Genomic DNA, 23,682 nt, shown 5'->3' on the forward strand with positions numbered 1-23,682 from the left:
GGTCGCCGCGCGTTGAAAAGCGCAGGGGCCCTGGGCCTGCTGGCGTTGACCGCCTCGGCATGCAGTGGCGAGGCCAAGCGCCTGGGCATGCCCGAACCGATCAGCGAGCAGGCCGAGCGCATGCTCACGCTGTGGCAGGGCTCCTGGATCGCGGCGTTCGCCGTCGGCGGCGTCGTCTGGGGCCTGATCATCTGGGCGGTGCTGTTCCACCGCAAGCGCTCCGACGACCTGCCGCCGCAGGTGCGCTACAACCTGCCGATCGAGATCCTCTACACGGCGGTCCCGTTCGTCATCATCGGCGTGCTGTTCTACTTCACCGCCCGCGACCAGGACTACGTCGAGAAGATCGACAACAAGACCCCGCCGGCGGTCACGGTCGACGTCATCGGCTTCCAGTGGAGCTGGCAGTTCGACTACAAGGAGAAGGACGCCTCCGGCCGCGAGCGGACCGTCGCCTCCGTGGTCGGCGTGCCGGTCGCCCCCGACGCCCCGTCCGGGGCCAAGCCGGTGCTGACCGTCCCGTCGGGTGAGCGTGTGCGCATCCGGCTGCACTCCAACGACGTGATCCACTCGTTCTGGGTCCCGGCGCTCCTCTACAAGAAGGACGTCATGCCGGGCTACACCAACGAGTTCGAGTTCACCGCCACCAAGACCGGCACCTACGAGGGCCGGTGCGCCGAGCTGTGCGGCGTCGACCACAGCCGCATGCTGTTCCAGATGCGGGTCGTCACGCCCCAGCAGTACGACCAGTTCATCGCCCAGGCCAAGGCCAAGGCGGCGCAGGGAGCCAAGCAGTGACCACCGTCAGCGACGCACCGCGCGCGCAGATCGCCGCGGCGCGCACGAGCAAGGGACGCATCATCGCGTCCTGGCTGTCCAGCACCGACCACAAGGTGATCGGCTACCTGTACCTGATCACCTCGTTCGCCATGTTCCTCATCGGCGGCGTGATGGCCCTGGTGATGCGGGCCGAGCTGTTCAAGCCGGGTCTGCAGGTGGTCAGCAACGAGCAGTTCAACCAGCTGTTCACCATGCACGGCACGGTCATGCTGCTGATGTTCGCCACCCCGCTGTTCGCCGGGTTCGCCAACGTCATCATGCCGCTGCAGATCGGCTCGCCGGACGTGGCGTTCCCGCGCATGAACATGCTGGCGTACTGGCTGTTCCTGTTCGGCAGCCTCATCGTGCTGGCCGGGTTCCTCACCCCGGGCGGCGCGGCCAGCTTCGGGTGGTTCGCCTACGCGCCGCTGTCGGACGCGGTGCGCTCGCCGGGCATCGGCGGTGACATGTGGGTGATGGGCCTGGCCATGTCGGGCTTCGGCACCATCATGGGCGCGGTCAACTTCATCACCACGATCCTGTGCATGCGCGCCCCCGGCATGACGATGTTCCGCATGCCGATCTTCACCTGGAACGTGCTGCTCACCTCGATCCTGGTGCTGCTGGCGTTCCCGGTCCTGGCCGCGGCGCTGCTGGCGCTGGAGGCCGACCGCAAGTTCGGCGCGCACATCTTCGACGCCTCGCACGGCGGGGCGCTGCTGTGGCAGCACCTGTTCTGGTTCTTCGGGCACCCGGAGGTCTACATCATCGCGTTGCCGTTCTTCGGCATCGTGACCGAGATTCTGCCGGTGTTCAGCCGCAAGCCCGTCTTCGGCTACATCGGCCTGGTGTTCGCGACCATCGGCATCGCCGGCCTGTCGATCACGGTGTGGGCGCACCACATGTACGTCACCGGCCAGGTGCTGCTGCCGTTCTTCTCGTTCATGACGTTCCTGATCGCGGTGCCCACCGGGGTGAAGTTCTTCAACTGGGTCGGCACCATATGGCGGGGGCAGCTCACGTTCGAGTCGCCGATGCTGTGGTCGCTGGGCTTCCTGGTGACGTTCCTGTTCGGCGGGCTGACCGGCGTCATCCTCGCCTCGCCGCCGATGGACTTCCAGCTCAGCGACTCCTACTTCGTGGTGGCGCACTTCCACTACGTGGTGTTCGGCACCGTGGTGTTCGCGATGTTCGCCGGGTTCTACTTCTGGTGGCCGAAGTGGACCGGCAAGATGCTGAACGACCGGCTCGGCAAGGTGCACTTCTGGCTGCTGTTCATCGGCTTCCACGGCACCTTCCTGGTGCAGCACTGGCTGGGCGCCGCGGGCATGCCGCGCCGGTACTCCGACTACGCCGAGGAGTTCACCGGGCTGAACATGGTGTCCAGCGCCTTCTCGCTGGTGCTCGGCCTGTCGCTGCTGCCGTTCTTCTACAACGTGTACATCACCTGGAAGAAGGGCAAGCGGGTCGATGTGGACGACCCGTGGGGCTACGGCAACTCGCTGGAGTGGGCGACGTCGTGCCCGCCGCCGCGGCACAACTTCAACTCGATTCCCCGGATCCGTTCCGAGCGGCCCGCGTTCGACCTGCACCACCCGCACGTCGGCGCCAAGGGCGAGCTCACCGGGACGAAGGGATAACCGGCGATGCGCGTACAGGCGTTCATGTTCTACGGATGCGCGGTCTTCTTCCTCGCCTCCGACGTCGTCTACTGGCTGTGGTCCAAGGACTGGACCGGCACCACGGCGCTGGCCCTGTCCATCGGCCTGGCGGGCCTGATCGGGTTCTACATCCACTTCACGGTCCGGCGGCTGGAGAAGGCCAACGGCGGTCCGCTGTACGAGGACGACCCGGAGGGCGAGATCGCCGACGCCGCGGGCGAGCTGGGCTTCTTCAGCCCGCACAGCTGGTGGCCGCTGTTCCTGGCGCTGTCGGCCGCGGCGGTCGCGCTGGGCTTCGTGTTCGGCTGGTGGCTGGTGATCCTCGGGGTGGCCGCGACGCTGCTCAGCACGATCGGCCTGGTGTTCGAGTACTACCGGGGCCACTTCTCGCACTGATCCCCGCCGCACCCGCCGGGGGACGGGCGTCAACTCCCGTTCCGTCCCCCGCAAGGGCGGCGTGCTGATCGCCCCAGCGGTCGGCAAAGAAAGCCGTCGAGGGCCGGGACCCGTCTACCGGATGGGTCCCGGCCCTCCGCATAATGATCGTCGTGCACGTTTCGTGAGGAATGTTTGCCGACGGTGACATGCGATCGGGGGGTCACGGTGCGCGTCGGGATCTGGGGCACGAGGGGCGGCGGACGGCCCGCCGCGACCGTCCGGCGGCGGTGCGGCCCGGCGGGCCCGCGCCGGCGGCGGGGGGCGCTGCTGCTCGGCGCGGCGCTCGCGGTCACGGGCGGCGCGGCCGCCTGCGACGACAGCGGCGGACGCAGACCGGACCCGCGCGACGCGGTGCGCCTGGAGGTGACCCCCAGGGACGGCACCGCGCTGGCGCGGCCCGACAGGGCGATCGACGTGCGGGCCCGCAACGGCACCATCGAGAACGTCACGGTGACGACGAAGGGCACCCGCGTCGAGGGCGGGCTGAACCTCCAGCGCGACCGCTGGCGGTCCCGCTGGACGCTCGACCCGGACACCGACTACACCGTCGTCGCGACCGCGCTCGGCCGTGACGGCAGGACGCGCACGGTCACCAGCGTCTTCGGCACCGCCAGGCCCGAGCGGATCCTGGAGGCGACCCTCGACGGGCCCGACGACAGGGAGACCGTGGGCGTCGGCATGCCCATCGTGCTGCGCTTCGGGCAGGAGGTGACCGACCGCGCCGCAGTGGAACGCGCGCTGGAGCTGAGCTCGTCCAAACCGGTGGAGGGCGCCTGGCACTGGTTCGACGACCAGAGCCTGGTGTTCCGCACCAGGAACTACTGGCCCACCCAGACCGACGTGAGGTTCCGTGCGCACCTGAGCGGCGTGCGCGCCGGCACCGGGCTGTACGGCACCAGGAACTTCGACGTGCGCTTCCGCGTGGGCGACCAGCACATCATCAGGGCCGACGAGGACAGCCACCAGATGTGGGTGACGCACAACGGCCGTCTCGTGCGCACCATCCCCATCAGCATGGGGCGCGGCGGCATCGAGAAGTACACCACCACCAACGGCGTGCATCTGACCATGGAGAAGGGCAACCCGGTCATCATGGACTCGGCCACGGTGGGCTGCGGACCCGGATGCCCCGACTACTACCGCCAGATCGTCTACTACGCCGTCCGCATCTCCAACAGCGGCGAGTACGTGCACAGCGCCCCCTGGTCCGTGGGCTCGCAGGGGTCGGAGAACGTCAGCCACGGGTGCGTCAACGCCAGCCCCGAGAACGCGCGCTGGTTCTACGACTTCGTCTACCGGGGCGACCCGCTGACGGTGACGGGCAGCTCACGCGAGCTGGAGCCCAACAACGGCTGGGGGTACTGGCAGATGAAGTGGGACGACTGGGTGAAGGGCAGCGCGTTGAACCGGTCGCTGCTGGTGGGGCCGAACGGCAGCACCTCCGCGCGGAGCGCCGTGCAGGCGCCCAGCCAGGCCGGTCCGCGCTCGTCCCAGGGCACGCCCAACGGCGACGGGGGAGCTAGCGGCGATTGAGCGGGGGCGGCTCAGGCACGCCGTGCATGCGCGCCCAGTCGCGGGCCATGGCGATGCGCTGAGGGCCGGCGGGGTGCGTCCGCCACAGCACGTACTCCACCGGGTCGGGACGCAGGTCGGAGATGTTGCGCACCGACAGTTCGTGCTGCATCGACACGAACGTGACCGGGTCGCGGGTCAGGTCGAGGGAGTGCGCGTCGGCGCGGGCCTCGATGTGCCTGCTGATGAGGTTCTGCACGGGGGCGCCCACCTGGGTGGCCACCGTCACCAGGGCCAGCACGAGCGCGGCCGAACGGGCGGCCCCCACGCCGCCGCCGTCGACGCCCGCGCGTCTTTGCAGCCGGGGCGAGGTCAGCAGCACGTAGAGCAGGCAGATCCCCCCGGAGACGGCCAGCGCGCCGATGAGCGTGCCGTGGAGCACGTCGTCGTTCTTGGCGTGCCCCAGCTCGTGCGCCACGATCGACTCGACCCGCTCGGGCGGGGTGTTCTTCAGCAGGGTGTCGTAGACGACGATGCGCCGCGTGGACCCGAACCCGGAGACGTAGGCGTTGAGCGCGGTGGTGCGCCGTGACGCGTCGGCGACCAGCACGTCCGTCACCGGGACTCCGTCGCGCTCGGCCATCGCCAGCAGTTCGCTGCGCAGCGGGCCGGCGGGCAGCGAGTGGAACCGGTTGAACAGCGGCTCGACCGCCACCGGGTAGGCGAACGACGCGGCGACGACCAGGAGGAACCCGCCCGCCGCGGCCCCGGCCCACCACCAGCGGGGGAGGCGCCGCACCAGCACGTACAGCAGTGCCAGCGCCACCGTCCAGATCACCCAGGTGATGCCCAAGGACTTGAGCTGGTCGGTCAGCCACGACGCCCACGACTGGGTGGACAGCCCGTAGCGGCGCAGCACCGACTCGCTCCACGCGTCGAAGGGCAGCCCCGCCACCCGCACGACCGCGGTGAGCAGCAGCGCCGCCACGGCCACGCGCAGCGGCCACCACCGCACCCGGGCCGTCGCCCAGCCCACGAACCGCGCCCCCAGGGGCGTCAGCCCCAGGACGAGCACGAGGGCCAGGCCGATGAGCAGCCCCGCGTACGCGGGCGGGGCCAGGGCCGCGTCGAACGCCCGCGACCGTTCGATCTGGGCGGGGGTGAAGTCGAGGGCCGGGTCGGGGGCGACGTGCCCGCCGGGGACGCGTCCGGGCAGCGGGTTCCACGGCGTGGTGACCGCCAGCACGACGCCCACGGCCGCGAACAGCACCACCGACGCGACCGCCGCCGCCACCCGTGGCCTGGCACGCCCCCGTGGGGCCTGCTCCGGCTGGGGCGGTGGGTTGCTCGCCCGGGCGGCGCTCACCGGAGCGTCCGCCGTGTTCTCGCCGCGCTCGCCGCTCACTGCCTCGCCTCCGCACACGCCGTCCCGCCGTCCGGCTCGTCTCGTCGCCGGCCCGGTGCCGTCGGCCCGGTGTCGTCACCCGGCCCTGCCGCCCGTCTCGTCAGCCCAGCTCCTCGCGCAGATAGTCGCGCCACAGCGCGGTGAAACGGTTCGGGCCGACGCCCAGTGTCCCGCGCAGCGCGGTGTCCTCCGGCATGCGGCCCGCGGCCCGGTAGAGCCGGACCAGCGTGGCCTCACCGTACCGCTCAGCGATCATCCGGCACGCCAGCCACGCCCCCTGGTACGCCTGCGACAGCCGCGGCGAGGAGCCGTCGAAGTCGGCGCGGCCGGGGAGCCGGGCGGGCAGCCGCCCGGCGGCGACCTCGGCGCGCAGCTCGCGGGCCGCCGACCGGACGCCGACGTCTGCCCGCAGGTAGCCGACGTAGTCGGCCAGGCCCTCGATCAGCCACAGCGGGGTGCGGCCGTCGCGTGCGCCGCCGGTGGCCACGTGGGTCAGCTCGTGCGTCAGCACGACGTCGCGGCCCAGCTCGTTGAGGCGGGCGAACGCGGTGGGGGAGACGACCACGCGGTCGGCGCCGGGGCCCTCGGCGGTGGGCGCCACGGTGGCGACGGCGGCGATCTGGTCGAGGTTCTGCGACGGCCCGGCCAGCGCGGCGGCCAGCCGGGCTTCGGCGGGCACGAGCGCGACGGTGCGCGGCCGCCGGCCGTCGCCGGTCACGCCGGCGACGACGGGCACGGCCGCGTCCAGGCGGCGGGCGATCTCTTCCAGGCGCGGCCCGTCGCCCACCACGAGGGTGTGGCGGCCCCGCACCACGGTGAGCGGGCCGCCGTCGAAGACGTCGCCGTCGTCGGCCAGGCCGCGCGCGGAGCCGTCGCCCACGACCGTCCAGAAGCCCGCACGCGGCGCGAACGTCAGGTAGCGGATGCGGACGACGGATGCGTCGTCGAAGCCGCGCAGACGGTAGCTCAGCCGCACGCGGGCCACGGCGGAGCCGGGTTCGACGCGGTCGAGCGTCTCGCTCCACGACGCCAGCGGAAGCCGGAGCAGGTTGTCGAACAGGCGGCCCTGGGCGTCGCGGTACGGGGCCGGGGCGGTGGCGACCGTGGCCATGAAGGCGGTGCGGTCGCGTTCGCGTACGGCGCGCGTCCGGTTGGCCAGGACGGCCGCGACCGCGCGCGCGTCGGGCACGGCGGTGGGCGTCGCGGAGGCCGTGGTGCGGGCGGGCGAGTCGGACCCGGCGGCGGTCAGGCCGAGGCCCGTCAGCAGGCATCCCGCCAGGGCGACCACGGTCGCGATGACGGCCGCGCGGCGCGAGACCCGGCGGGCCGGTGTCCCGTCCGTCTCGGGGCGACCGTCGTCGTCCATCATGCGCGCGATCCTATGCGGGGAGCGGTGCCGCCCATGCGGCGTGACCGGGATGGAAAGACAGAACGGCGTGGCCGCCCGTCAGGGGGCGGCCACGCCGCGGCAGAGACTGTGGTTCGGTCCGTCATGGACCCCGGAAGATGGAGACCGCCGGAATACCGGGCTGGCGGTCCGTGTTCTCAGAAAGAGTTCTCAGGTGGCGCTCACTCCTTCCAGACGCCTACCGGGTTAGCTGACGGGTTCGGTCGTGGAAGTCGACCTACGGCGCACATGTCCCGACTACTCCGGGTGCGAGACATGGGCGCCGATTCACCCCGGAGCCGGCGACGGCCCGTACGGACGGGTCCGCGACGGCCGGCTCGGTGGGTCCCCGGCTCCACCCCGCGTGTTCGGGGCGGACTCGGCGGCCAAGCGGCGATGAACTTGTTCGGCTGGACTTGCTGAAGGACGGTCCCGGGTGCGGGATCCGTCCGGCCGGGCCCGATGGGCCTCCGTGACGCGCTCACGGCGCCATGCACACCGAGGCGTGCGCACGTGCGGCCTGGGACCGGCGAGCGGGGGACGGCATCTGGCGGATGCCGCGGGGATGACGCGGCACGGTGTGCCGCTGCGGGGCGCGGCACCTGGCGGGTGCCGCGGGGGCGACGCCTGGGAGACGTCGCCGCTGGTACGGCGCCTGGCGGGCGTCGCAAGCGATCACAAAGTACCAAAGAGCGACGGATAGGCAAATACCCGACAAAAAGATCTACGGTCCAGGTCAGAGCGCATCTGACCTGGACCGTAGTCGCGAAAACGGGGCGGGGGCGAGGGGAGCGCGGGCCGTCAGACCCGTCCGGCGCCGTAGAAGTTCGTCCGGTAGTAGCCCGAGGTGATCGAGACGATCTCCACGTTCTTGCCGGTGCGCGGCGCGTGGATCATCTTGCCGCCGCCGATGTACAGCCCCACGTGCCCGAGGCTGTTGAAGAACACCAGGTCGCCGGGCTGCAGCGCGTCGAACGACACGCGGCGGGTCGCGGCGTACTGGCTGTTGGTGACGCGCGGCAGGTTCACCCCGGCCGCACCCCAGGCGCGCATGGTCAGCCCCGAGCAGTCGTAGCCGTTCGGCCCCTCGGCGCCGTACACGTACGGCTTGCCGAGCTGCGCGTAGGCGAAGTTGATCGCCGTGCGCGCCGACCCGCTGGCCGGGCCGTTGTAGGTGGCCCCGCCGCCCGCGCCGGGCTTGTCGTCGCGCTCGCCGAGCCTGCGCAGCAGCTTCTTCTGCGCCGCGATCGACTTGTCGACCTCGGCCTTCTTCTCCCGCAGCTCCTTGGCCTTCTTGGCGACCTCGTCGTAGGCCGCCTGGGCCTGCGCCTGCTCCCGGCGCAGCCGCTGCGTGGAGGCCAGGAACTGGTCCAGCTCCGAACTGCGGTTGCGCGACAGGTGCGAGATCACCGCGGACTGGTCGAGGATCTTCTGCGGGTCCTCCGCGCCGGCGAACCCGACGACGTCGCCGGTGTCACCGTTCTTGTACGCGGTGGCCGCCATCTCGGCGATCTTGCGGCGCAGCTCGTTGAAGGTCTTCTGCTCGTCCGCGCCGGCCCTCTTGGTCGCCTGCAGCTTGCGCTTGGCGATCTTCAGGTCCTCGCCGACCTGGTTGTACTTCTCGACCAGCTGCTCGACCTGCTCGTTGAGCTTGGTCAGCTTCTTGCGGGCGTCGGCCGCGCTCGGCGTCGGCTCGGCATTCGCCGCCGCCATGGGCACCGTCAGGGACGCCGCCAGGGTGAGGCAGGCGGTCGCCACCAGGCGCCGGGGGGCGAGGTGCCCCCCGAAGAGACTCCGTGGGCCTCGCGAGTCCGCCGCGGGAGCCCCGGTCAAATGACTGGTCACGGTCGGTTATGCCCCTCTCGTCCATGACATCAGCGGACGACACTAGCGAGGGGTCACACCAGTCACAACCGATTCGTCACTACTTGCACTGCTTGTTTGGCACATGGCCACGCTGTGTCACGGCATGATCGCCGAGCGCTCAGGAGCGGCCCAGACGGCGCAGCAGCAGGGTCGACGGAGCGGGACGGGCCCCCGCGCGGCGGGCCGCGTCGGCCACCTCCCGGTCGGACGACACCACCACGATCGCCCGGCCCGACGGCTCGGCCCGCACCAGCTCGCCGATCAGCTCGTCGGCGGTCTGCCCGGGACGGCTGAACAGCACCCGCACCCCGCGCGGCGGGTTGATCGCCACCGGGGCGTCCAGGTCGGCGCCGTCGAACACGCACGTCACCTCGGCGCGGGTCTGCGCCGCCAGGCCGCCCAGCCCCGACAGCAGCCGGATCCGCTGGTCCGACAGCGGCAGCTCCCCGTAGCCGGTCTTGGTGACGTTGTAGCCGTCCACGACCAGATGCACCTGCGGCAGCGTCAGCAGCCGGTCCAGCAGCTGCGGGTCGTCGTCCGACAGCGACCGGCCGGGCAGCGCCCGCAGCGCCTGCCGGTCCGGCGCCACCCCGCCGACCGCGTCGGCCGGGCGGCCGATCGTGGACGGCAGCGCCAGCTCCCGCCGCACCCCCTGCGCGGCGTCCACCAGCGCGTCCAGCAGCATGCGCAGCCGCACGTCGTCGATGTTGCGGCCCTCCCGCGCGGCGCGGCGGGCCGCCTCGGCGTTCGCCTCGGCCTGCCCCAGCCGGGCGCGCAGCCGCCGCAGCTCCTTGGAGTCGGCCGCCGCCGACTCCAGCGCCGCCGCCAGCCGCCGCTCGGCCGCGGCCACCGTCGCCTCGGCGTGCTCGCGCACCGTGCGCGCCTTCGCGCGCGCCTCGTGCAGCTTGCGCCGCAGATCGGCGATCTCGGCCTTGGCCTCGCGCAGTTCGGCCCGCAGCTTGTCCGCCTCGGCCGAACGCGTCGCGCGCACGGCCGCCAGCTCCTCGCGCAGGGCCGCGACGCGGCGCTCGGCGGCGGCCTCCTCCGAGGCGGTGGCCGACCGCTCCAGGTCCTCGCGCGCCGCCTCCACCTGCCGCGTCCAGCCGTCCGGCCGCAGCAGGTACGCCAGCGCCGCCACCCGCACCGGGTCGGCGGCGGGCGGCACCTGCCCCGCCTCCAGCGCCTCGGCCAGCTCGGCCTGCCCGGCGCGCAGCGGCTCGGCGACGCGGCGCCGGAACGCCTCGTCCTTCTCCAGCAGCGCCGCGATGTGCTGCGCGGCGAACTTGGCGCGCTTGCGCCGCTCGAAACGGGCGAACGGGCGCAGCGGAACGGGCACCTCGTCGGGCGGGAGGGCGCCGATCAGTTCCGCGGCGGCCTCGACGACGTGCTGCCGGACCGCCTCGGGGAGGGGACGGGCGAGCCGCTCGTCCGGATCCGGGCCGCTGTCGATGGTCCTGCTCCTCCCAGGCCGAAATGACCCCCGGTGCGCTGTCTGTTCCCGGGCGTCATGCACCTTAACCAGCGCGAACGCGTGATCCCCCGACCCCCTTGCCACCCCGGGGGGCTGGGGGGTCGTCCCCCCCCGGCAAGGGTTCGGCCGGTTCGCGCCCGCCCCCCGAGGGCACAGCGGCCACACGGTGCGTTCCGGCGATGTCCACACTAGCGGCCCCGGCACTGTCGGTGGCGTCCTCTACGGTCGCCAGCATGACTGCTGTGCCCGGCCATCGCGGTCACGCCTCCCGCGGCGGACCCGCCCCACTCCACGGCGTCCAGGGCACCCTCGACGACCTCGGCACGCCCCTCGGCGAGGTCACCTTCGTCGTGGTCGACCTGGAGACCACCGGCGGCTCGCCCGCCGACTCGGCCATCACCGAGATCGGCGCGGTCAAGGTCCGCGGCGGCGAACCGCTGGGGGAGTTCGGCACACTCGTCGACCCGGGCGGCCCCATCCCGCCGTTCATCACCGCGCTCACCGGCATCACCCAGGCCATGGTGACCGCCGCCCCCCGCATCGAGGCGGTGCTCCCGGCGTTCCTGGAGTTCGCCCGAGGCGCCGTGCTGGTGGCGCACAACGCCGGGTTCGACATCTCCTTCCTCAAGGCCGCCTGCGCCGCCCACGGCTACGCCTGGCCCGCGTTCCCCGTCGTCGACACCGTCGACCTGGCCCGCCGCGTGCTGACCCGCGACGAGGTGCCCAACTGCAAGCTCGACACCCTGGCGCGGTTCTTCCGCACCGGCACCGCGCCCTGCCACCGCGCGCTCGCCGACGCCCGCGCCACCGTCGACGTGCTGCACGGGCTCATCGAACGGCTCGGCTCGTTCGGCGTGCACTCGCTGGAGGAGCTGCGCGGGTTCGCCAAGGCGCCCACCCCCGAGCAGCGCCGCAAACGCCACCTGGCCGCCGACGTGCCCAGCGCCCCCGGCGTCTACCTGTTCGAGGACGCCCGCGGCGAGGTCCTGTACGTCGGCAAGAGCGGCGACCTGCGCTCGCGCGTGCGCAGCTACTTCACCGGCTCGGAGACCCGGCTGCGCGTGCGCGAGATGGTCGGCCTGGCCGAACGCGTCCGCACCATCGTGTGCGCCACCGGCCTGGAGGCCGAGGTCCGCGAGCTGCGGCTCATCGCCGAGCACAAGCCCCGCTACAACCGCCGCTCCAAGTTCCCCGAACGGTCGCTGTGGCTGAAGCTGACCGTTGAGCCGTTCCCGCGGCTGTCGATCGTGCGCGAATGCCGCGACGACGGCGCCGCCTACCTGGGGCCGATGGCCTCGCGGCGGCAGGCCGAGGAGGCCCGCGCCGCGCTGCACGAGGCCGTCCCGCTGCGCCAGTGCACCCAGCGGCTCACCCCCCGGCTCATCGCCGCCGGACGGGCCCGCACCTGCGTGCTCGCCGACCTCGGCCGCTGCGGCGCCCCGTGCGAGGGCCGCCAGAGCGCCGACGCCTACGCCGGCCACGCCGACACCGCCCGGTCGGTCATGGCGGGCGACGTGCGTCCCGTCGTCGCCGCGGCGCAGGTGCGCATCGACCGCCTCGCCGCCGAGCTGCGCTACGAGGAGGCCGCCGTCCAACGCGACCGGCTCGCCGCGTTCGTCCGCGCCGCGGCGCGCAGCCAGCGCCTGGCCGCGCTCGCCCGCTGCTCCCAGCTGGTGGGCGCGCGTCCCGCGTTCGACGGCGGCTGGGAGCTGGCCGTGGTGCGCTACGGCAGGCTCGCCGCGGCCGGGACGATCCCCCCGCACGCCCACCCGCGCCCGTACGTCGACGCCCTCGTCGCCACCGCCGAGACCGTGTTCCCCGGGCCAGGTCCGGCGGGCGCCGCCGGCGCCGAGGAGATGGAGTGCGTGCTGCGCTGGCTCGACTCGCCCGGCGCCCGCCTGGCCGAGGTGCGGGGGGAGTGGAGCTGTCCCGTGCACGGCGCCGAGGGCCTGCGCCGCTGGATCGAGGCCGCCTACGTGACGCCCGACCCCGAGGACCACGGGGCCCGGCGCCCCCTGCGCTGACGGCGCCGCGGCCCGCTAGGGTGACGGACTGACCCGGCGCTCCACCGTCCTCCGGAAGGGATCCCCCCGCGCATGGCCCTGCCGCTGTACGACAGCCAGCCGACCCGGAGGGTGCCCTGGGTCACCTACACGCTGGTGGCGGTGAACGTCGTGGTGTACCTGCTCACCCCCATGGCGAACTTCGCCACCTGGTACGGGGAGGGCCGGGCGCGCGAGTGCCGCGCGGCCGAGTTCGTCCTGGAGCACGGTGCCGTGCCCGAGGAGCTGACCACCGGCCGGCAGCTGCCGCCGCCGGAGTCGATCGTCCGCCGCTGCGGCCCGGTGACCTACGACAAGACCCCGTGGCTGTCGGCGTTCACCTCGATGTTCCTGCACTCGGGGGCCCTGCACCTGATCGGCAACCTGGTCGCCCTGTTCGTCGTCGGGCAGGGCGTGGAGGACCGCCTCGGCCGCTGGCGGTACCTGCTCAGCTACCTGGCGTTCGGCCTGGTCGCGGTGTACGGGTACGCCTACACCTCCGCCGACACCGGCACGCCGCTCATCGGCGCGTCCGGCGCCATCGCCGGGGTGCTGGGCGCCTACCTGGTGCTCAACCCCCGCGGCCGCATCGTCAGCCTGCTCATGCCCGTGGTGATCCGCCTGCCGGTGTGGACCGTGCTGGGCTACTGGTTCATCATCCAGTGGCTGTCGACGGGCGACGACGAGAGCAACGTCGCCTACGTCGCGCACATCTACGGCTTCGTGGCGGGCATGCTGTTCGCGCTGCTGGCCCGGCGCGCGGGCCCGGCCCGCAAGATCGCCGCGCTCAGCCGCGGGTAGAGTCGGGCGACGGAGTCGTACCAGAGGCTGGGGAGGTTGCGGTGGTCACCGCCATCGTGTTCGTCAAGACCGACGTGGCGCGCATCCACGAGGTGGCCGAGGCGGTCGCCGCGCTGGAGAACGTCAGCGAGGTCTACTCGGTGACCGGCGAGTACGACCTGATCGCCATGGTGCGGGTGCGCCGCCACGAGGAGCTGAACGACGTCATCCCGGGCCGTCTCAACAAGGTCCCCGGCATCCTGGACACCGAGACCCACATCGCCTTTCGCACCTACTCCCAGCACGACCTGGAGGCGGCCTTCTCCCTCGGCCTCCCCGACGCCGACTGAGCTTCGGGGGTGAAGGGGGGCGCCCCCTCCCTGTAGGCAGCGTCAGTTCTTGAGGGACTGGGAGGTGGCGGCCCAGCGGTCGAGGAGCGTGGCGGCGGCGCCGGAGTCGACGGCCTCGGCGGCACGGGACTGCGCCTCGCCCAGCGCCGCGGTGAGCCCGCTCGCGGCCGGGACGCCGTCGTAGGCCACCATCAGCGCCGCCGCGTTCAGCAGCACCATGTCGCGGACCGGGCCGCGCTCACCGGCGAACACCGCGCGGGCCACGCCCGCGTTGTAGGCGGCGTCGGCGCCGCGCAGGTCCTCCGGCTTGGCCCGGGGGATGCCCAGCTCGGCCGGGTCGAAGGTGGTCTCGGTGACCGCGCCGTCGCGCACCACCCACACCGTGGACGTGCCGGTGGTGGTCAGCTCGTCGAGCCCGTCGTCGCCGCGGAACACCAGCGACGAGCAGCCCCGTTCGGCGAACACGCCCGCGATGACGCCCGCCATGCGCGGGTGGAACACGCCCACCGCCTGGCAGGTGGGGCGGGCCGGGTTGGTCAGCGGCCCCAGGAAGTTGAACACCGTGGGGGTGCCCAGCTCGCGGCGCGGCTTGGACACGTACTTGAACGCCGGGTGGTACAGCGGCGCGAAGCAGAACGTGATCCCCAGCTCCTCGGCCACCCGGGCGTTGCGCGCGGGCGGCAGGTCGATGGCCACGCCGAGCGCCTCCAGCAGGTCGGCCGCGCCGCACGACGACGACGCCGCCCGGTTGCCGTGCTTGACCACCCGCACGCCCGCCGCGGCCGCCACCACCGCCGCCATCGTGGAGATGTTGACGGTGTGGGCGCGGTCGCCGCCGGTGCCGACCAGGTCGGCGATGCGGCCGGGCACCGCGATCGCGGTGGCGTTGGCCAGCATGCCGTCGGCCAGCCCGGCCACCTCCGCCACCGTCTCGCCCTTGGCGCGCATGGCCACCGCGAACCCGGCGATCTGCACGTCGGTCGCCTCCCCGGCCATGATCGTGTTCATGGCCCAGGCGGTCTCCTCGCTGGACAGCGACTCTCCGTCGAGCAGGGCGCCCAGCAGCGCCGGCCAGGTGGTGCGCGGATCCATGGTGTTCCCCCGAGGGGCGGGTCGGCCCGGCTCGACCGGCCGGCGGCCGGGCGGAGCGGGTGAAGCGGTCGGGTACGGCTCGCCGGCTAGACGGCCGGGAGGCGGTCGGCGGTGCGCATGCGCACCAGGTCGGCCACCGCGCGGGCCACCGCCATCGGGTCCAGCGGCAGGCTCACCACGGCGTCGGCCCGCGACCAGGTCGCCAGCCAGCCGTCGTCGCGCCGGGCGATGACGGCGAGCACCGGCGGGCAGTCGTAGACCTCGTCCTTGGCCTGCCGGCAGACCCCGAGGCCCCCGGCGGGCTGCGCCTCGGCGTCGACCACCAGGACGTCGATGTCGCCGCGGTCCAGCCGTTCCACCACGGCGGGCTGGGTGGCGATCTCGACGTACTCCACCTTCGGCAGGTCGGCGGCGGGACGGCGGCCGATCGCCATCTTGATCTGGGCGCGGGTGCCGGCGTCGTCGCTGTAGATGAGAACCTTCACGGGGCTCTCCGGCGCGGTGCTCATGGCAGAGAAGGCTACCCGTTCCGCCCGCGCGGGAGCGAGGCGGCCGACCCGCCGCGTCCGGACGTTCCCCCAAGCAGGCCCCCGGCGCCGGCCTCGTGGGACGGGTTGTGCGTCATGGGGGCGGCGGTGCCGTGGAGTCGCCGTGTGAACACCTCCACGAGCCGCTGATGGGGGGTCATGCACGGGTCGGCGGACAGGTGACGTAATAATGCTGCCCGTGGCAACAGCAACCGCGATAGAGACAACACCTCACGCTCGGGCGAACCGTCCCAACCTCGTCAGCGTGGGGACGATCGTCTGGCTGTCGTCCGAGCTGATGTTCTTCGCGGCTCTGTTCGCGATGTTCTTCACGATCCGCTCCGTGACGATCGGCCAGGAGGGGCACGGCGCGTGGCCCGGCGCCCCACTCGACCTGCCGCTGTCGGCGGTCAACACCACGATTCTGGTGCTTTCGTCAGTGACCTGCCAGATGGGCGTGTTCAAGGCCGAGGCCGGCAAGGTCGGCCGCTCCGGTAGCCTGCTGAACGTGCGCGGCTGGGGTCTGCGCGAGTGGTACGTGCTGTCGTTCCTGATGGGCGCGTACTTCGTGGCCGGCCAGTGCTACGAGTACTACAACCTGGTCACCAAGGACGGCCTGACCCTGTCCTCCTCGGCTTACGGGTCGGTCTTCTACCTGACCACGGGCTTCCACGGTCTGCACGTGACCGGTGGGCTGATCGCGTTCCTGTTCGTGCTGGGCCGCACCTACGCCGCGAAGCGCTGGACCCACGAGCAGGCGACGAGCGCGATCGTGGTGTCGTACTACTGGCACTTCGTCGACGTGGTGTGGATCGGCCTGTTCGGCGCGATCTATCTGCTCGACATCTGACGTTCCAACCCTCGTACCGACGATCATGACCCGAACGGGGATTTCCGTGAAAAGGTTCACCGCATGGCGACGGCGCCCATGGGCGGGCTACGCCGTCGTCCTGGCGGCCCTGGCGGCGATCGGCGTCCTCTATGCCGGCTTCACGCCGCAGAACGACCGCGCCGAGGCGGCCGGTAACGCCCAGGCAGCAGAGGATCTGCAGAACGGCCGGCAGCTGTACAACAAGAACTGCGCCAGCTGCCACGGCCAGAACGGCGAGGGCACCAAGGACGCCAACGGCAAGCCGATCGCGCCGAGCCTGCTCGGTGTCGGCGCCGCCTCGGTCGACTTCCAGGTCAGCACGGGCCGCATGCCGGCGATGAACCCGGGCGCGCAGATGCCGCGCAAACGGCCGATCCCCGAGTTCAACGTCGACGTCAAGACCGACTACCACGAGCCGGAGAAGCGCGAGGCCGCCGAGAAGCAGAAGGCCCAGGCCGAGAAGAACCTGGCCGACCTGCGCAACTACATCGCCTCGCTGGGCGGCGGCCCGGCCGTTCCCGGCGCCGAGCAGGTCGACCCGGCCAAGGGCGACGCCGCGCTCGGCGGCAAGCTGTTCCGGACCAACTGCGCCCAGTGCCACAACTTCGTGGGGTCGGGCGGCGCGCTGACCGGCGGCAAGTACGCCCCGCCGCTGGACAAGAGCGACGTGACGCCGACCCAGATCTACGAGGCCATGCTGACCGGCCCGCAGGCCATGCCGGTGTTCAACGACACCACGCTGACGCCCGAGAACAAGCGGGACATCATCGCCTACCTGGTGCAGACGCGCGAGGAGCCCAACCCGGGCGGTAACGGCCTGGGCCGCGTCGGCCCGGTCTCCGAGGGCCTGGCGGGCTGGCTGATCGGGCTCGGCCTGCTCGTCCTGGCGGCGATGTGGATCACCGCGAAGAAGCCGAAGAAGCTGAAGAAGTCATGAGCGAGAACAAGGACCAAGGCACCGGCGGCGCGCAGCGGCCGCGGGAGGAGGGCGGCGCGCCCGGACGCGTGGTCGGCACGCCGTCCCCCGCCGCCGAGCGGCGGCTGCTGCCCGAGGGCGACATCTCCGCCCCCGAGGGCGCGGGCGAGGAGCTCGACGAGCAGTCGGCCAAGCGCGCCGAGCGCGTGGTGGCCGCGTTCTTCCTGCTCGCCTTCGCCGCCAGCGTGGCGTTCATCGCCTACTACATCGGATGGAGCGGCCGCCACGGCGGCATGCACGGCATCGACCGGGCCCGCGAGTCCAACCTGTGGCTCGGCGGCACGATGACGCTGGCGTTCCTCGCCATGGCCATCGGCGTCACCATCTGGGTGCGGCGCCTGATGACCAGCAAGCCGATCGTGCAGGAGCGGCACGAGCTGCGCGCCGACGACGCCACCCGGGAGGCGTTCAGCAAGACGTTCCTGGACGGCGCCCAGGAGAGCGGCATCACCAAGCGCCCGCTGCTGCGCCGCACGCTGCTGCTGGCGGCCGCGCCGCTGGGCCTGGCGCCGCTGGTGCTGCTGCGCGACCTCGGCCCGCTGCCGGAGAAGCGGCTGCGCCACACCTGGTGGGGCGAGGCCGTCCGCAAGGCCCAGGCGCAGGGCAAGAAGGGCGTGCGCCTGGTGGTGGACGGCACCAACAAGCCGCTGAAGGTCAGTGACTTCGCCACCCCCGGCGGCATGATCACCGTGCTGCCGGAGGGCATCGAGGAGCACACCGAGCACCCGCTGAACGAGGTCGCCAAGGCGGTCACGATCCTCATCAACATCCCGGCGGACCAGTTCAAGCCCGTCAAGGGACGCGAGAACTGGCACGTCAACGGGATCGTGGCGTACTCGAAGATCTGCACGCACGTGGGCTGCCCGGCGGCGCTGTACGAGCAGACCACCCACCACATCCTGTGTCCGTGCCACCAGTCGACCTTCGACGCCACGGAGGGGGCCAAGGTCATCTTCGGCCCGGCGGCGCGGCCGCTGCCGCAGCTGCCGCTGGCCGAGGAGGACGGTTACCTGGTGGCCACCGGCGACTTCCCCGAGCCCATCGGGCCGAGCTTCTGGGAGCGCGGATGAGCCAGACCGCACCGGCCGCGCCGAAGGCGGTCGAGGGGTCGCTGAACTTCCTCGACGACCGCCTGGGGTCCACCACCTTCTTCAAGCGCAACGCGCGCAAGGTGTTCCCCGACCACTGGTCGTTCATGCTGGGCGAGATCGCCCTCTACTCGTTCATCATCCTCCTGCTGACCGGCACGTTCCTCACGCTGTGGTTCAAGCCGAGCATGCACGAGGTGATCTACGACGGCTCGTACACCAAGCTCAACGGCGTGAAGATGTCCGAGGCGTACGCCTCGGCGCTGCACATCAGCTTCGACGTGCGCGGCGGCCTGCTCATGCGGCAGCTGCACCACTGGGCCGCCATCCTGTTCATGGCGTCGATCATGGCGCACATGCTGCGGGTGTTCTTCACCGGCGCCTACCGCAAGCCGCGCGAGCTGAACTGGCTGATCGGCATCGGCATGTTCACGCTGGGCATGATCGAGGGCCTGTTCGGCTACTCGCTGCCGGACGACCTGCTGTCGGGCACCGGCCTGCGCATCACCCAGGGTGTGCTCGAGGCGATCCCGCTCGTCGGTACCTACGGGTACATGTTCCTGTTCGGCGGGGAGTTCCCCGAGGGGGACAACGGAGACCTGATCCCGCGTCTGTTCACCCTGCACGTGCTGCTGATCCCGGGCATCATCCTGGCGCTGGTGACGGCCCACATGATGATCATGTGGCATCAGAAGCACACCGCGATGCCGACCCGCAACCAGACCGAGAAGCAGGTCTACGGCTACCCGTTCTACCCGGTGTTCATGGCCAAGACGGGCGCCTACTTCCTGTTCACCTTCGGGGTGCTGGCGCTGCTGTCGACGTTCACCCAGATCAACCCGATCTGGCTGTTCGGGCCGTACGACCCGGGCGCCATCTCGGCGGGTTCGCAGCCCGACTTCTACATGGGCGTGCTCGAGGGCTCGCTGCGCATCATGCCCAACTGGGAGATCACCGCCTGGGGCCACACGCTCAGCCTGAACGTGCTGATCCCCGCGCTGGTGCCGCTGGGCATCGTCTTCGGCGGCGCGGCGGCGTGGCCGTTCATCGAACGGTGGGTGACCGGCGACAACCGCAGCCACCACGTCAACGAGCGTCCGCGCAACGCCCCGGTCCGCACCGGCGTGGGCATGGCGGCCGTCACCTTCTACGGGCTGCTGTGGCTGGCGGGCGCCAACGACGTGCTCGCCGAGCGGTTCCACGTCTCGCTGTTCGCGACCACGTGGTTCTTCCGGTTCGCCATCTTCGTCGGGCCGGTCGTGGCGTACATCGTCACCAAGCGGATCTGCCTGGGCCTGCAGCGCAAGGACGCGGCGGTGATGGACCACGGCGTGGAGAGCGGCATCATCGTGATGTCGCCCGAGGGCAAGTTCAGCGAGCGGCACGTGCCGGTCGGCGAGGACGACAAGACCGTCATCCTCAGCAAGGAGAACGCCAAGCCCGAGGCTCCCGCGGTGGACGCCGGCGGCGTCCCCGCGCCGGGGACCAAGGGCCCGATGGGCTTCCTGCGCTCGCGGCTCCAGCGGGCCTGGACCTTCGACGACATCCCCGTCGAGGACAAGGGCCACCACGGCGAGCACCACGAGCTCGAGAGCGGGGAGCACGGCGGCGCCGAGAAGAAGGAGCTCAGCCGCTAGCATCCGCTGTATCACCACGACGAGGGCCCGTCACCGCGTACGGTGACGGGCCCTCGCGTCATCCGACTGACTGACAGGTCCATGAACCCCACGCGTACCCTCGTCGTCACCAACGACTTCCCGCCGCGACCGGGCGGCATCCAGGCGTTCGTGCACAACCTGGCGTTGCGGCGCCCGGCCGGTTCCGTCGTGGTGTACGCGCCCGCCTGGAAGGGAGCGGCGGCGTTCGACGCCGCGCAGCCGTTCCCGGTGGTGCGGCATCCCACGTCGCTGATGCTGCCCGAGCCGACCGTGCTGCGCCGCGCGGGTGACATCGCCCGGTCGGAGGGGTGCGACTCGGTGCTGTTCGGGGCCGCCGCCCCGCTGGGACTGCTCGCCGCGCCGTTGCGCCGGTACGGGGTGGAGCGGTTCGTCGGCGTCACCCACGGGCACGAGGCCGGATGGGCGTCGCTGCCGGTGGCGCGTCGGGTGTTGCGCCGTATCGGCGACACCGTGGACGTGCTGACGTACCTGGGGGAGTACACCCGGTCGCGTATGGCGAGGGCGTTGTCGCCTTCTGCCGCCGCGCGCATGTCCCGTCTCGCGCCGGGGGTGGACGAGAAGGTCTTCTTCCCCGGGGCGGGGGGCGAGCAGATCCGGGAACGGTACGGGCTGACGGGCCGTCCCGTGGTGGTGTGCGTGTCGCGGTTGGTGCCGCGTAAGGGGCAGGACGCGCTCATCCACGCCTGGCCCCGCGTGAAGCGGGAGGTGCCGGACGCGGCGTTGCTGCTCGTGGGCGGGGGGCCGTACCGTCCCCAGCTTGAGCGCATGGCCGCTTCGCTGGGCGTGGCCGACGCGGTGGTGTTCACCGGCAGCGTGCCGTGGGAGGAACTGCCCGCCCACTACGACGCGGGCGACGTGTTCGCCATGCCGTGCCGTACACGCCGTAGAGGGCTGGACGTCGAAGGGCTCGGCATCGTCTATCTGGAGGCGTCCGCCACGGGGTTGCCCGTCGTCGCGGGGGATTCCGGTGGCGCGCCCGACGCCGTGCTGGACGGCGAGACGGGCGTGGTGGTGCAGGGGCGTTCGGTGCCCGCGGTGGCCGCCGCCTTGGCCGGCCTGCTCCGCGACCCGGGGAAGGCCCGTGAGATGGGGCAGCGGGGACGCGCCTGGGTGGAGAGCGAGTGGCGCTGGGAAGTGCAGGCCGCCCGTCTCGACGCGCTGATCAGCCCGTAGTCACGTGGGGCCGCCCGCCGCGCGCCGGCGGGCGGCCCCACGAGTCATGACGCGGCGGTGCCGGGGGCCGTGCTCGCCCAGAGACGGTGCTCGGCCGGGGGACAGGGGGCCGGTTCCGCGGGGTTCCCTACCACCGCGCCGTCGGCGGGGCGTCCGTCACGGAACCGGCCGGTCAGGTGACCGCGGCGAAGCGCCGGCGGTGCGCGGGTGGGGACGCCCCGGCTCCCGTTGACCAGGTCCACGCGGCCCCTGTCGAGGAGGGCGGATGATCCCGGCGGTGCCGTCCTCGGCGCCCTGGGTGGGGGAGAACCTGGAGGCGGGCGCCCGGTGCGGACGGACCGGTCCGGCGGGATCGGGTGTGCGCGGACGGGAGACCGGGGCGCGACCCCGGCATGCGGCCGCCGCTGGACGGGAGAAGGGGTGGGCCGCCCCGCTGCGGTGATCGTTCATCGGGGCACCTCCTCCGGTTGCGCCGGCGACCGATGACGTCCTCGACGTTAGGGCGGGCGGGCGGCGCCGCGAACCCCGTTAGGGCCGACTTAAGGGACAAATCAGACGGCGCTAAGGCCTTGGTCACCGGCCGGAACGGGCGGCGCGCGGGCCGGCCAGCGGTAGCACCGCGCCCGCCGCGAGCAGGGCGGCCAGGGCGAAGCCGAGCGCGGCCAGGCCGTGCGCGGCCAGCGTTCCGGCGATCTGCGGGCCCAGGCTGGCCCCGGCGAACAGCAGCGCCGAGTACAACGAGACGGCGGGCGCGCGGGCGGCGCCGGCCCGGGACCCGATCGTGTCGATCAGGGTGGGGATGGCGACCGCGATTCCCGCGGTGACCAGCATGAGCAGCAGCGCCAGGCCGAGCGTGCCGGGGTGCAGCAGGCCGACCAGGGCCACGCCCGCCGCCGCCGTGGCCAGGGCCAAGGCCAGCCGCGCGCGGGCGGGCACGCGCGCCAGCCGCGACGAGAGGAGCGGCACGGCCAGGATCACCGGCAGCGCGCTCGCCCGCAGCCCGAGCAGCCCGGTCGTGCCGGTCAGCTGCAGCCCGGTGTAGATCGCGACGAACGCGGCCAGCACCGTGGTCGTGGCCAGGTAGAGCGGCAGCAGGTCGCGCCTGACCAGCAACGGCGGCATGGCGCGGTAGGCGTCCAGCGGGGAGCCGTCGGTACGGGGCTCGTCCGGCAGCAGCACCCGCAGCAGGACGAGGGCGAGCAGGACGAACGCGGCGGCGCCGACGACGAAGAACGCGCGCCAGTCCAGCGCCGCGGCCAGCCCCTGCGCGACGAGCTGCCCGACCACCGCGGCCGACAGGAAGCCGGTGGTCAGCAGGGTCACGGTGGTGAGCCGGTGGCGGGGAGCGACGCGTTCGGCGATGTAGGCCATGGCCACGGGCGGGAACGCGCCGGTCGTCACGCCCTGCAGCACGCGCAGGGCCAGCGCGGCGTGCGGGCCGGGGGCCGCCGCCACCAGCCCCGTGGTGACGGCCGTGGCGGCGATGCCGGCGACGATGACGCGGCGGCGCCCGAACCGGTCCGACAGCGGGCCGAACAGCAGGAAACCGGCCGCGTACCCGAGCCCGAACGCGCTGACCAGCCAGGTCAGCGAGGCCGCGCCGGTGTGCCAGTCCGCGGCGGCGGGGCCGAGCAGCGGGATCATCGCGTACAGCTGCGAGGTGGCCAGCAGCGCCGTGAGGCCCAGGACCGCCGCCGTGCTGACGGTCGGCGCGTAGGAGGGGGCCTGGTCGGCGGAGGCGGCGGATGTCTTCGGCGGGGACGTGGTGCGCTCCATGGTCGGCGACAGTAGCCAACCAACCGGTTGGAAGTCAACCAACCGGTTGGTGGCGGTGGTGGCTATCATGTGGCCCATGCCCAGCGATGACGTCCCGTCCACCTCGTCCGGGCCCGGCAGGGCCGCCTCCCCGCGCGCCGAGTCGACCCGGCTGGCGCTGCTCGCCGCCGCCCGCGAGGAGTTCGCCGAACACGGCATCGCCGGGGCCCGGGTGGACCGCATCGCGCGCCGGGCCGGCGTCAACAAGGAGCGGATCTACGGCTACTTCGGCAACAAGGAGAAGCTGTTCGACGCCGTGATCGAGACCGCGCTGGACGAGCTGATCGAGGTCACCGCGCTGCCGGGCGACGACCCGGCCGGGTGGGTGGGGCGGATGTTCGACTACTACCGCGACCACCCCGACCTGGCGCGGCTGCTGCTGTGGGAGGGCCTGTACGGCCGCACCGAGAGCCTGCCCGAGCAGCGGCGGCGGGTCGCGCACTGCCAGGACAAGGTCGCCTCGCTGGCCGCGAACCTGGGCCGCGAGCCGTCGCCCGAGATCGGGCGGCTGCTGCTCGTGCTGACCGGCCTGGCGCTGACGCCCGTGGCGTTTCCGCAGCTCGCCGAGCTGTTCCGCACTCCCCTGGACGGTCCGGAAGCGGCCGCCGAGATGCGTGAACATCTGACCGCCTTCGTACGTATGGCACTGGCGAACACGGATTTTTTGTAACCAGCGCACATCCGGGTGGCCCATGGGGCGTATGCTCCGTGGGTGCGGGCCGACCCCGAT

Annotated in this window: 20 protein-coding genes and 1 riboswitch; of the genes, 13 read left to right on the top strand and 7 right to left on the bottom strand. The window is 72.4% G+C overall.

Going from position 1 to position 23,682, the window contains the following annotated elements; genetic code table 11:
* The first annotated feature begins 12 nt into the window (after positions 1-12).
* The 4 genes from ctaC to ABD811_RS32035 all read left to right on the top strand — a co-directional run bounded on the left by ctaC (position 13) and on the right by ABD811_RS32035 (position 4,451).
* Positions 13-798, top strand: a complete 786-nt coding sequence (gene ctaC, locus ABD811_RS32020; RefSeq protein WP_344955251.1) for an aa3-type cytochrome oxidase subunit II — start codon at positions 13-15, stop codon at positions 796-798.
* Positions 795-2,459: an aa3-type cytochrome oxidase subunit I gene (gene ctaD, locus ABD811_RS32025; protein ID WP_344955253.1), complete on the top strand. Its 1,665-nt coding sequence runs from the start codon at positions 795-797 to the stop codon at positions 2,457-2,459. Before ctaC ends, ctaD begins: the two co-directional genes overlap by 4 nt.
* Positions 2,460-2,465: 6 nt before the next feature.
* Entirely contained in the window at positions 2,466-2,876 is a 411-nt protein-coding gene (locus tag ABD811_RS32030) for a cytochrome c oxidase subunit 4 (RefSeq protein ID WP_344955255.1), read from the top strand.
* Between the two features lie 207 nt (positions 2,877-3,083).
* Positions 3,084-4,451, top strand: coding sequence for a L,D-transpeptidase (locus ABD811_RS32035; RefSeq protein WP_344955257.1), 1,368 nt, complete (start codon positions 3,084-3,086; stop codon positions 4,449-4,451).
* Here ABD811_RS32035 and ABD811_RS32040 read toward each other — a convergent pair.
* The 4 genes from ABD811_RS32040 to ABD811_RS32055 all read right to left on the bottom strand — a co-directional run bounded on the left by ABD811_RS32040 (position 4,438) and on the right by ABD811_RS32055 (position 10,601).
* Complete coding sequence (locus ABD811_RS32040; protein WP_344955258.1) at positions 4,438-5,835, bottom strand: M48 family metallopeptidase; 1,398 nt, start codon at positions 5,833-5,835, stop codon at positions 4,438-4,440. The genes ABD811_RS32035 and ABD811_RS32040 overlap by 14 nt on opposite strands.
* Before the next feature lie 100 nt (positions 5,836-5,935).
* Positions 5,936-7,204: a hypothetical protein gene (locus ABD811_RS32045; RefSeq protein WP_344955259.1), complete on the bottom strand. Its 1,269-nt coding sequence runs from the start codon at positions 7,202-7,204 to the stop codon at positions 5,936-5,938.
* A 199-nt stretch (positions 7,205-7,403) separates the two neighbouring features.
* Positions 7,404-7,617: riboswitch (cyclic di-AMP (ydaO/yuaA leader) on the bottom strand.
* A gap of 406 nt (positions 7,618-8,023) precedes the next feature.
* Complete coding sequence (locus tag ABD811_RS32050) at positions 8,024-8,935, bottom strand: C40 family peptidase (RefSeq protein ID WP_344955261.1); 912 nt, start codon at positions 8,933-8,935, stop codon at positions 8,024-8,026.
* 271 nt (positions 8,936-9,206) lie between these two features.
* On the bottom strand, positions 9,207-10,601 hold the full coding sequence (locus ABD811_RS32055; RefSeq protein WP_344955263.1) for an NYN domain-containing protein: 1,395 nt from the start codon (positions 10,599-10,601) through the stop codon (positions 9,207-9,209).
* A gap of 191 nt (positions 10,602-10,792) precedes the next feature.
* On the opposite strand from ABD811_RS32055, the gene ABD811_RS32060 reads away from it, so the two are divergent.
* The 3 genes from ABD811_RS32060 to ABD811_RS32070 all read left to right on the top strand — a co-directional run bounded on the left by ABD811_RS32060 (position 10,793) and on the right by ABD811_RS32070 (position 13,731).
* Complete coding sequence (locus ABD811_RS32060; protein WP_344955265.1) at positions 10,793-12,583, top strand: DEDD exonuclease domain-containing protein; 1,791 nt, start codon at positions 10,793-10,795, stop codon at positions 12,581-12,583.
* A gap of 72 nt (positions 12,584-12,655) precedes the next feature.
* A complete protein-coding gene (locus tag ABD811_RS32065; protein WP_344955267.1) occupies positions 12,656-13,402 on the top strand; it encodes a rhomboid family intramembrane serine protease in 747 nt (248 codons plus the stop codon).
* Between the two features lie 41 nt (positions 13,403-13,443).
* Complete coding sequence (locus ABD811_RS32070) at positions 13,444-13,731, top strand: Lrp/AsnC family transcriptional regulator (RefSeq protein ID WP_344955269.1); 288 nt, start codon at positions 13,444-13,446, stop codon at positions 13,729-13,731.
* A 42-nt stretch (positions 13,732-13,773) separates the two neighbouring features.
* On the opposite strand, the gene trpD is transcribed toward ABD811_RS32070, so the two are convergent.
* On the bottom strand, positions 13,774-14,823 hold the full coding sequence (trpD, locus tag ABD811_RS32075) for an anthranilate phosphoribosyltransferase (protein WP_344955271.1): 1,050 nt from the start codon (positions 14,821-14,823) through the stop codon (positions 13,774-13,776).
* A gap of 86 nt (positions 14,824-14,909) precedes the next feature.
* A complete protein-coding gene (locus ABD811_RS32080) occupies positions 14,910-15,332 on the bottom strand; it encodes a hypothetical protein (protein ID WP_344955272.1) in 423 nt (140 codons plus the stop codon).
* A gap of 208 nt (positions 15,333-15,540) precedes the next feature.
* Here ABD811_RS32080 and ctaE point away from each other — a divergent pair, with 208 nt between their 5' ends.
* The 5 genes from ctaE to ABD811_RS32105 all read left to right on the top strand — a co-directional run bounded on the left by ctaE (position 15,541) and on the right by ABD811_RS32105 (position 21,137).
* On the top strand, positions 15,541-16,200 hold the full coding sequence (gene ctaE, locus ABD811_RS32085; protein ID WP_344955274.1) for an aa3-type cytochrome oxidase subunit III: 660 nt from the start codon (positions 15,541-15,543) through the stop codon (positions 16,198-16,200).
* 46 nt (positions 16,201-16,246) lie between these two features.
* Positions 16,247-17,158 (top strand): cytochrome bc1 complex diheme cytochrome c subunit, encoded by a 912-nt coding sequence (gene qcrC / locus ABD811_RS32090; protein ID WP_344955276.1) that lies wholly within the window; start codon positions 16,247-16,249, stop codon positions 17,156-17,158.
* Positions 17,155-18,267, top strand: a complete 1,113-nt coding sequence (qcrA, locus tag ABD811_RS32095) for a cytochrome bc1 complex Rieske iron-sulfur subunit (protein ID WP_344955278.1) — start codon at positions 17,155-17,157, stop codon at positions 18,265-18,267. Before qcrC ends, qcrA begins: the two co-directional genes overlap by 4 nt.
* Positions 18,264-19,922 carry a cytochrome bc1 complex cytochrome b subunit gene (gene qcrB, locus ABD811_RS32100; protein WP_344955280.1) on the top strand — a complete coding sequence of 553 codons (1,659 nt, stop codon included), beginning with the start codon at positions 18,264-18,266 and terminating at the stop codon, positions 19,920-19,922. Before qcrA ends, qcrB begins: the two co-directional genes overlap by 4 nt.
* A gap of 81 nt (positions 19,923-20,003) precedes the next feature.
* A complete protein-coding gene (locus tag ABD811_RS32105) occupies positions 20,004-21,137 on the top strand; it encodes a glycosyltransferase family 4 protein (protein WP_344955282.1) in 1,134 nt (377 codons plus the stop codon).
* Positions 21,138-21,710: 573 nt separating this feature from the next.
* Here ABD811_RS32105 and ABD811_RS32110 read toward each other — a convergent pair.
* Positions 21,711-22,913, bottom strand: a complete 1,203-nt coding sequence (locus ABD811_RS32110; RefSeq protein ID WP_344955284.1) for an MFS transporter — start codon at positions 22,911-22,913, stop codon at positions 21,711-21,713.
* Positions 22,914-22,989: 76 nt separating this feature from the next.
* Here ABD811_RS32110 and ABD811_RS32115 point away from each other — a divergent pair, with 76 nt between their 5' ends.
* Positions 22,990-23,622: a TetR/AcrR family transcriptional regulator gene (locus ABD811_RS32115; protein WP_344955285.1), complete on the top strand. Its 633-nt coding sequence runs from the start codon at positions 22,990-22,992 to the stop codon at positions 23,620-23,622.
* Positions 23,623-23,682 lie beyond the last annotated feature (60 nt).

The sequence above is a fragment of the Actinomadura miaoliensis genome (genome assembly GCF_039536785.1).
In the GTDB taxonomy this organism is placed as follows: Bacteria; Actinomycetota; Actinomycetes; order Streptosporangiales; family Streptosporangiaceae; genus Spirillospora; species Spirillospora miaoliensis.

Coding starts and splice junctions, on each gene's coding strand:
- ABD811_RS32080 (WP_344955272.1), bottom strand. CDS start 15,332: ATGAGCACCGCGCCGGAGAGCCCCGTGAAGGTTCTCATCTACAGCGAC.
- ABD811_RS32115 (WP_344955285.1), top strand. CDS start 22,990: ATGCCCAGCGATGACGTCCCGTCCACCTCGTCCGGGCCCGGCAGGGCC.
- ABD811_RS32050 (WP_344955261.1), bottom strand. CDS start 8,935: ATGGCGGCGGCGAATGCCGAGCCGACGCCGAGCGCGGCCGACGCCCGC.
- ABD811_RS32030 (WP_344955255.1), top strand. CDS start 2,466: ATGCGCGTACAGGCGTTCATGTTCTACGGATGCGCGGTCTTCTTCCTC.
- qcrA (WP_344955278.1), top strand. CDS start 17,155: ATGAGCGAGAACAAGGACCAAGGCACCGGCGGCGCGCAGCGGCCGCGG.
- ABD811_RS32110 (WP_344955284.1), bottom strand. CDS start 22,913: ATGGAGCGCACCACGTCCCCGCCGAAGACATCCGCCGCCTCCGCCGAC.
- qcrB (WP_344955280.1), top strand. CDS start 18,264: ATGAGCCAGACCGCACCGGCCGCGCCGAAGGCGGTCGAGGGGTCGCTG.
- ABD811_RS32045 (WP_344955259.1), bottom strand. CDS start 7,204: ATGATGGACGACGACGGTCGCCCCGAGACGGACGGGACACCGGCCCGC.
- ABD811_RS32060 (WP_344955265.1), top strand. CDS start 10,793: ATGACTGCTGTGCCCGGCCATCGCGGTCACGCCTCCCGCGGCGGACCC.
- ABD811_RS32105 (WP_344955282.1), top strand. CDS start 20,004: ATGAACCCCACGCGTACCCTCGTCGTCACCAACGACTTCCCGCCGCGA.
- trpD (WP_344955271.1), bottom strand. CDS start 14,823: ATGGATCCGCGCACCACCTGGCCGGCGCTGCTGGGCGCCCTGCTCGAC.
- ABD811_RS32065 (WP_344955267.1), top strand. CDS start 12,656: ATGGCCCTGCCGCTGTACGACAGCCAGCCGACCCGGAGGGTGCCCTGG.
- ctaE (WP_344955274.1), top strand. CDS start 15,541: ATGCTGCCCGTGGCAACAGCAACCGCGATAGAGACAACACCTCACGCT.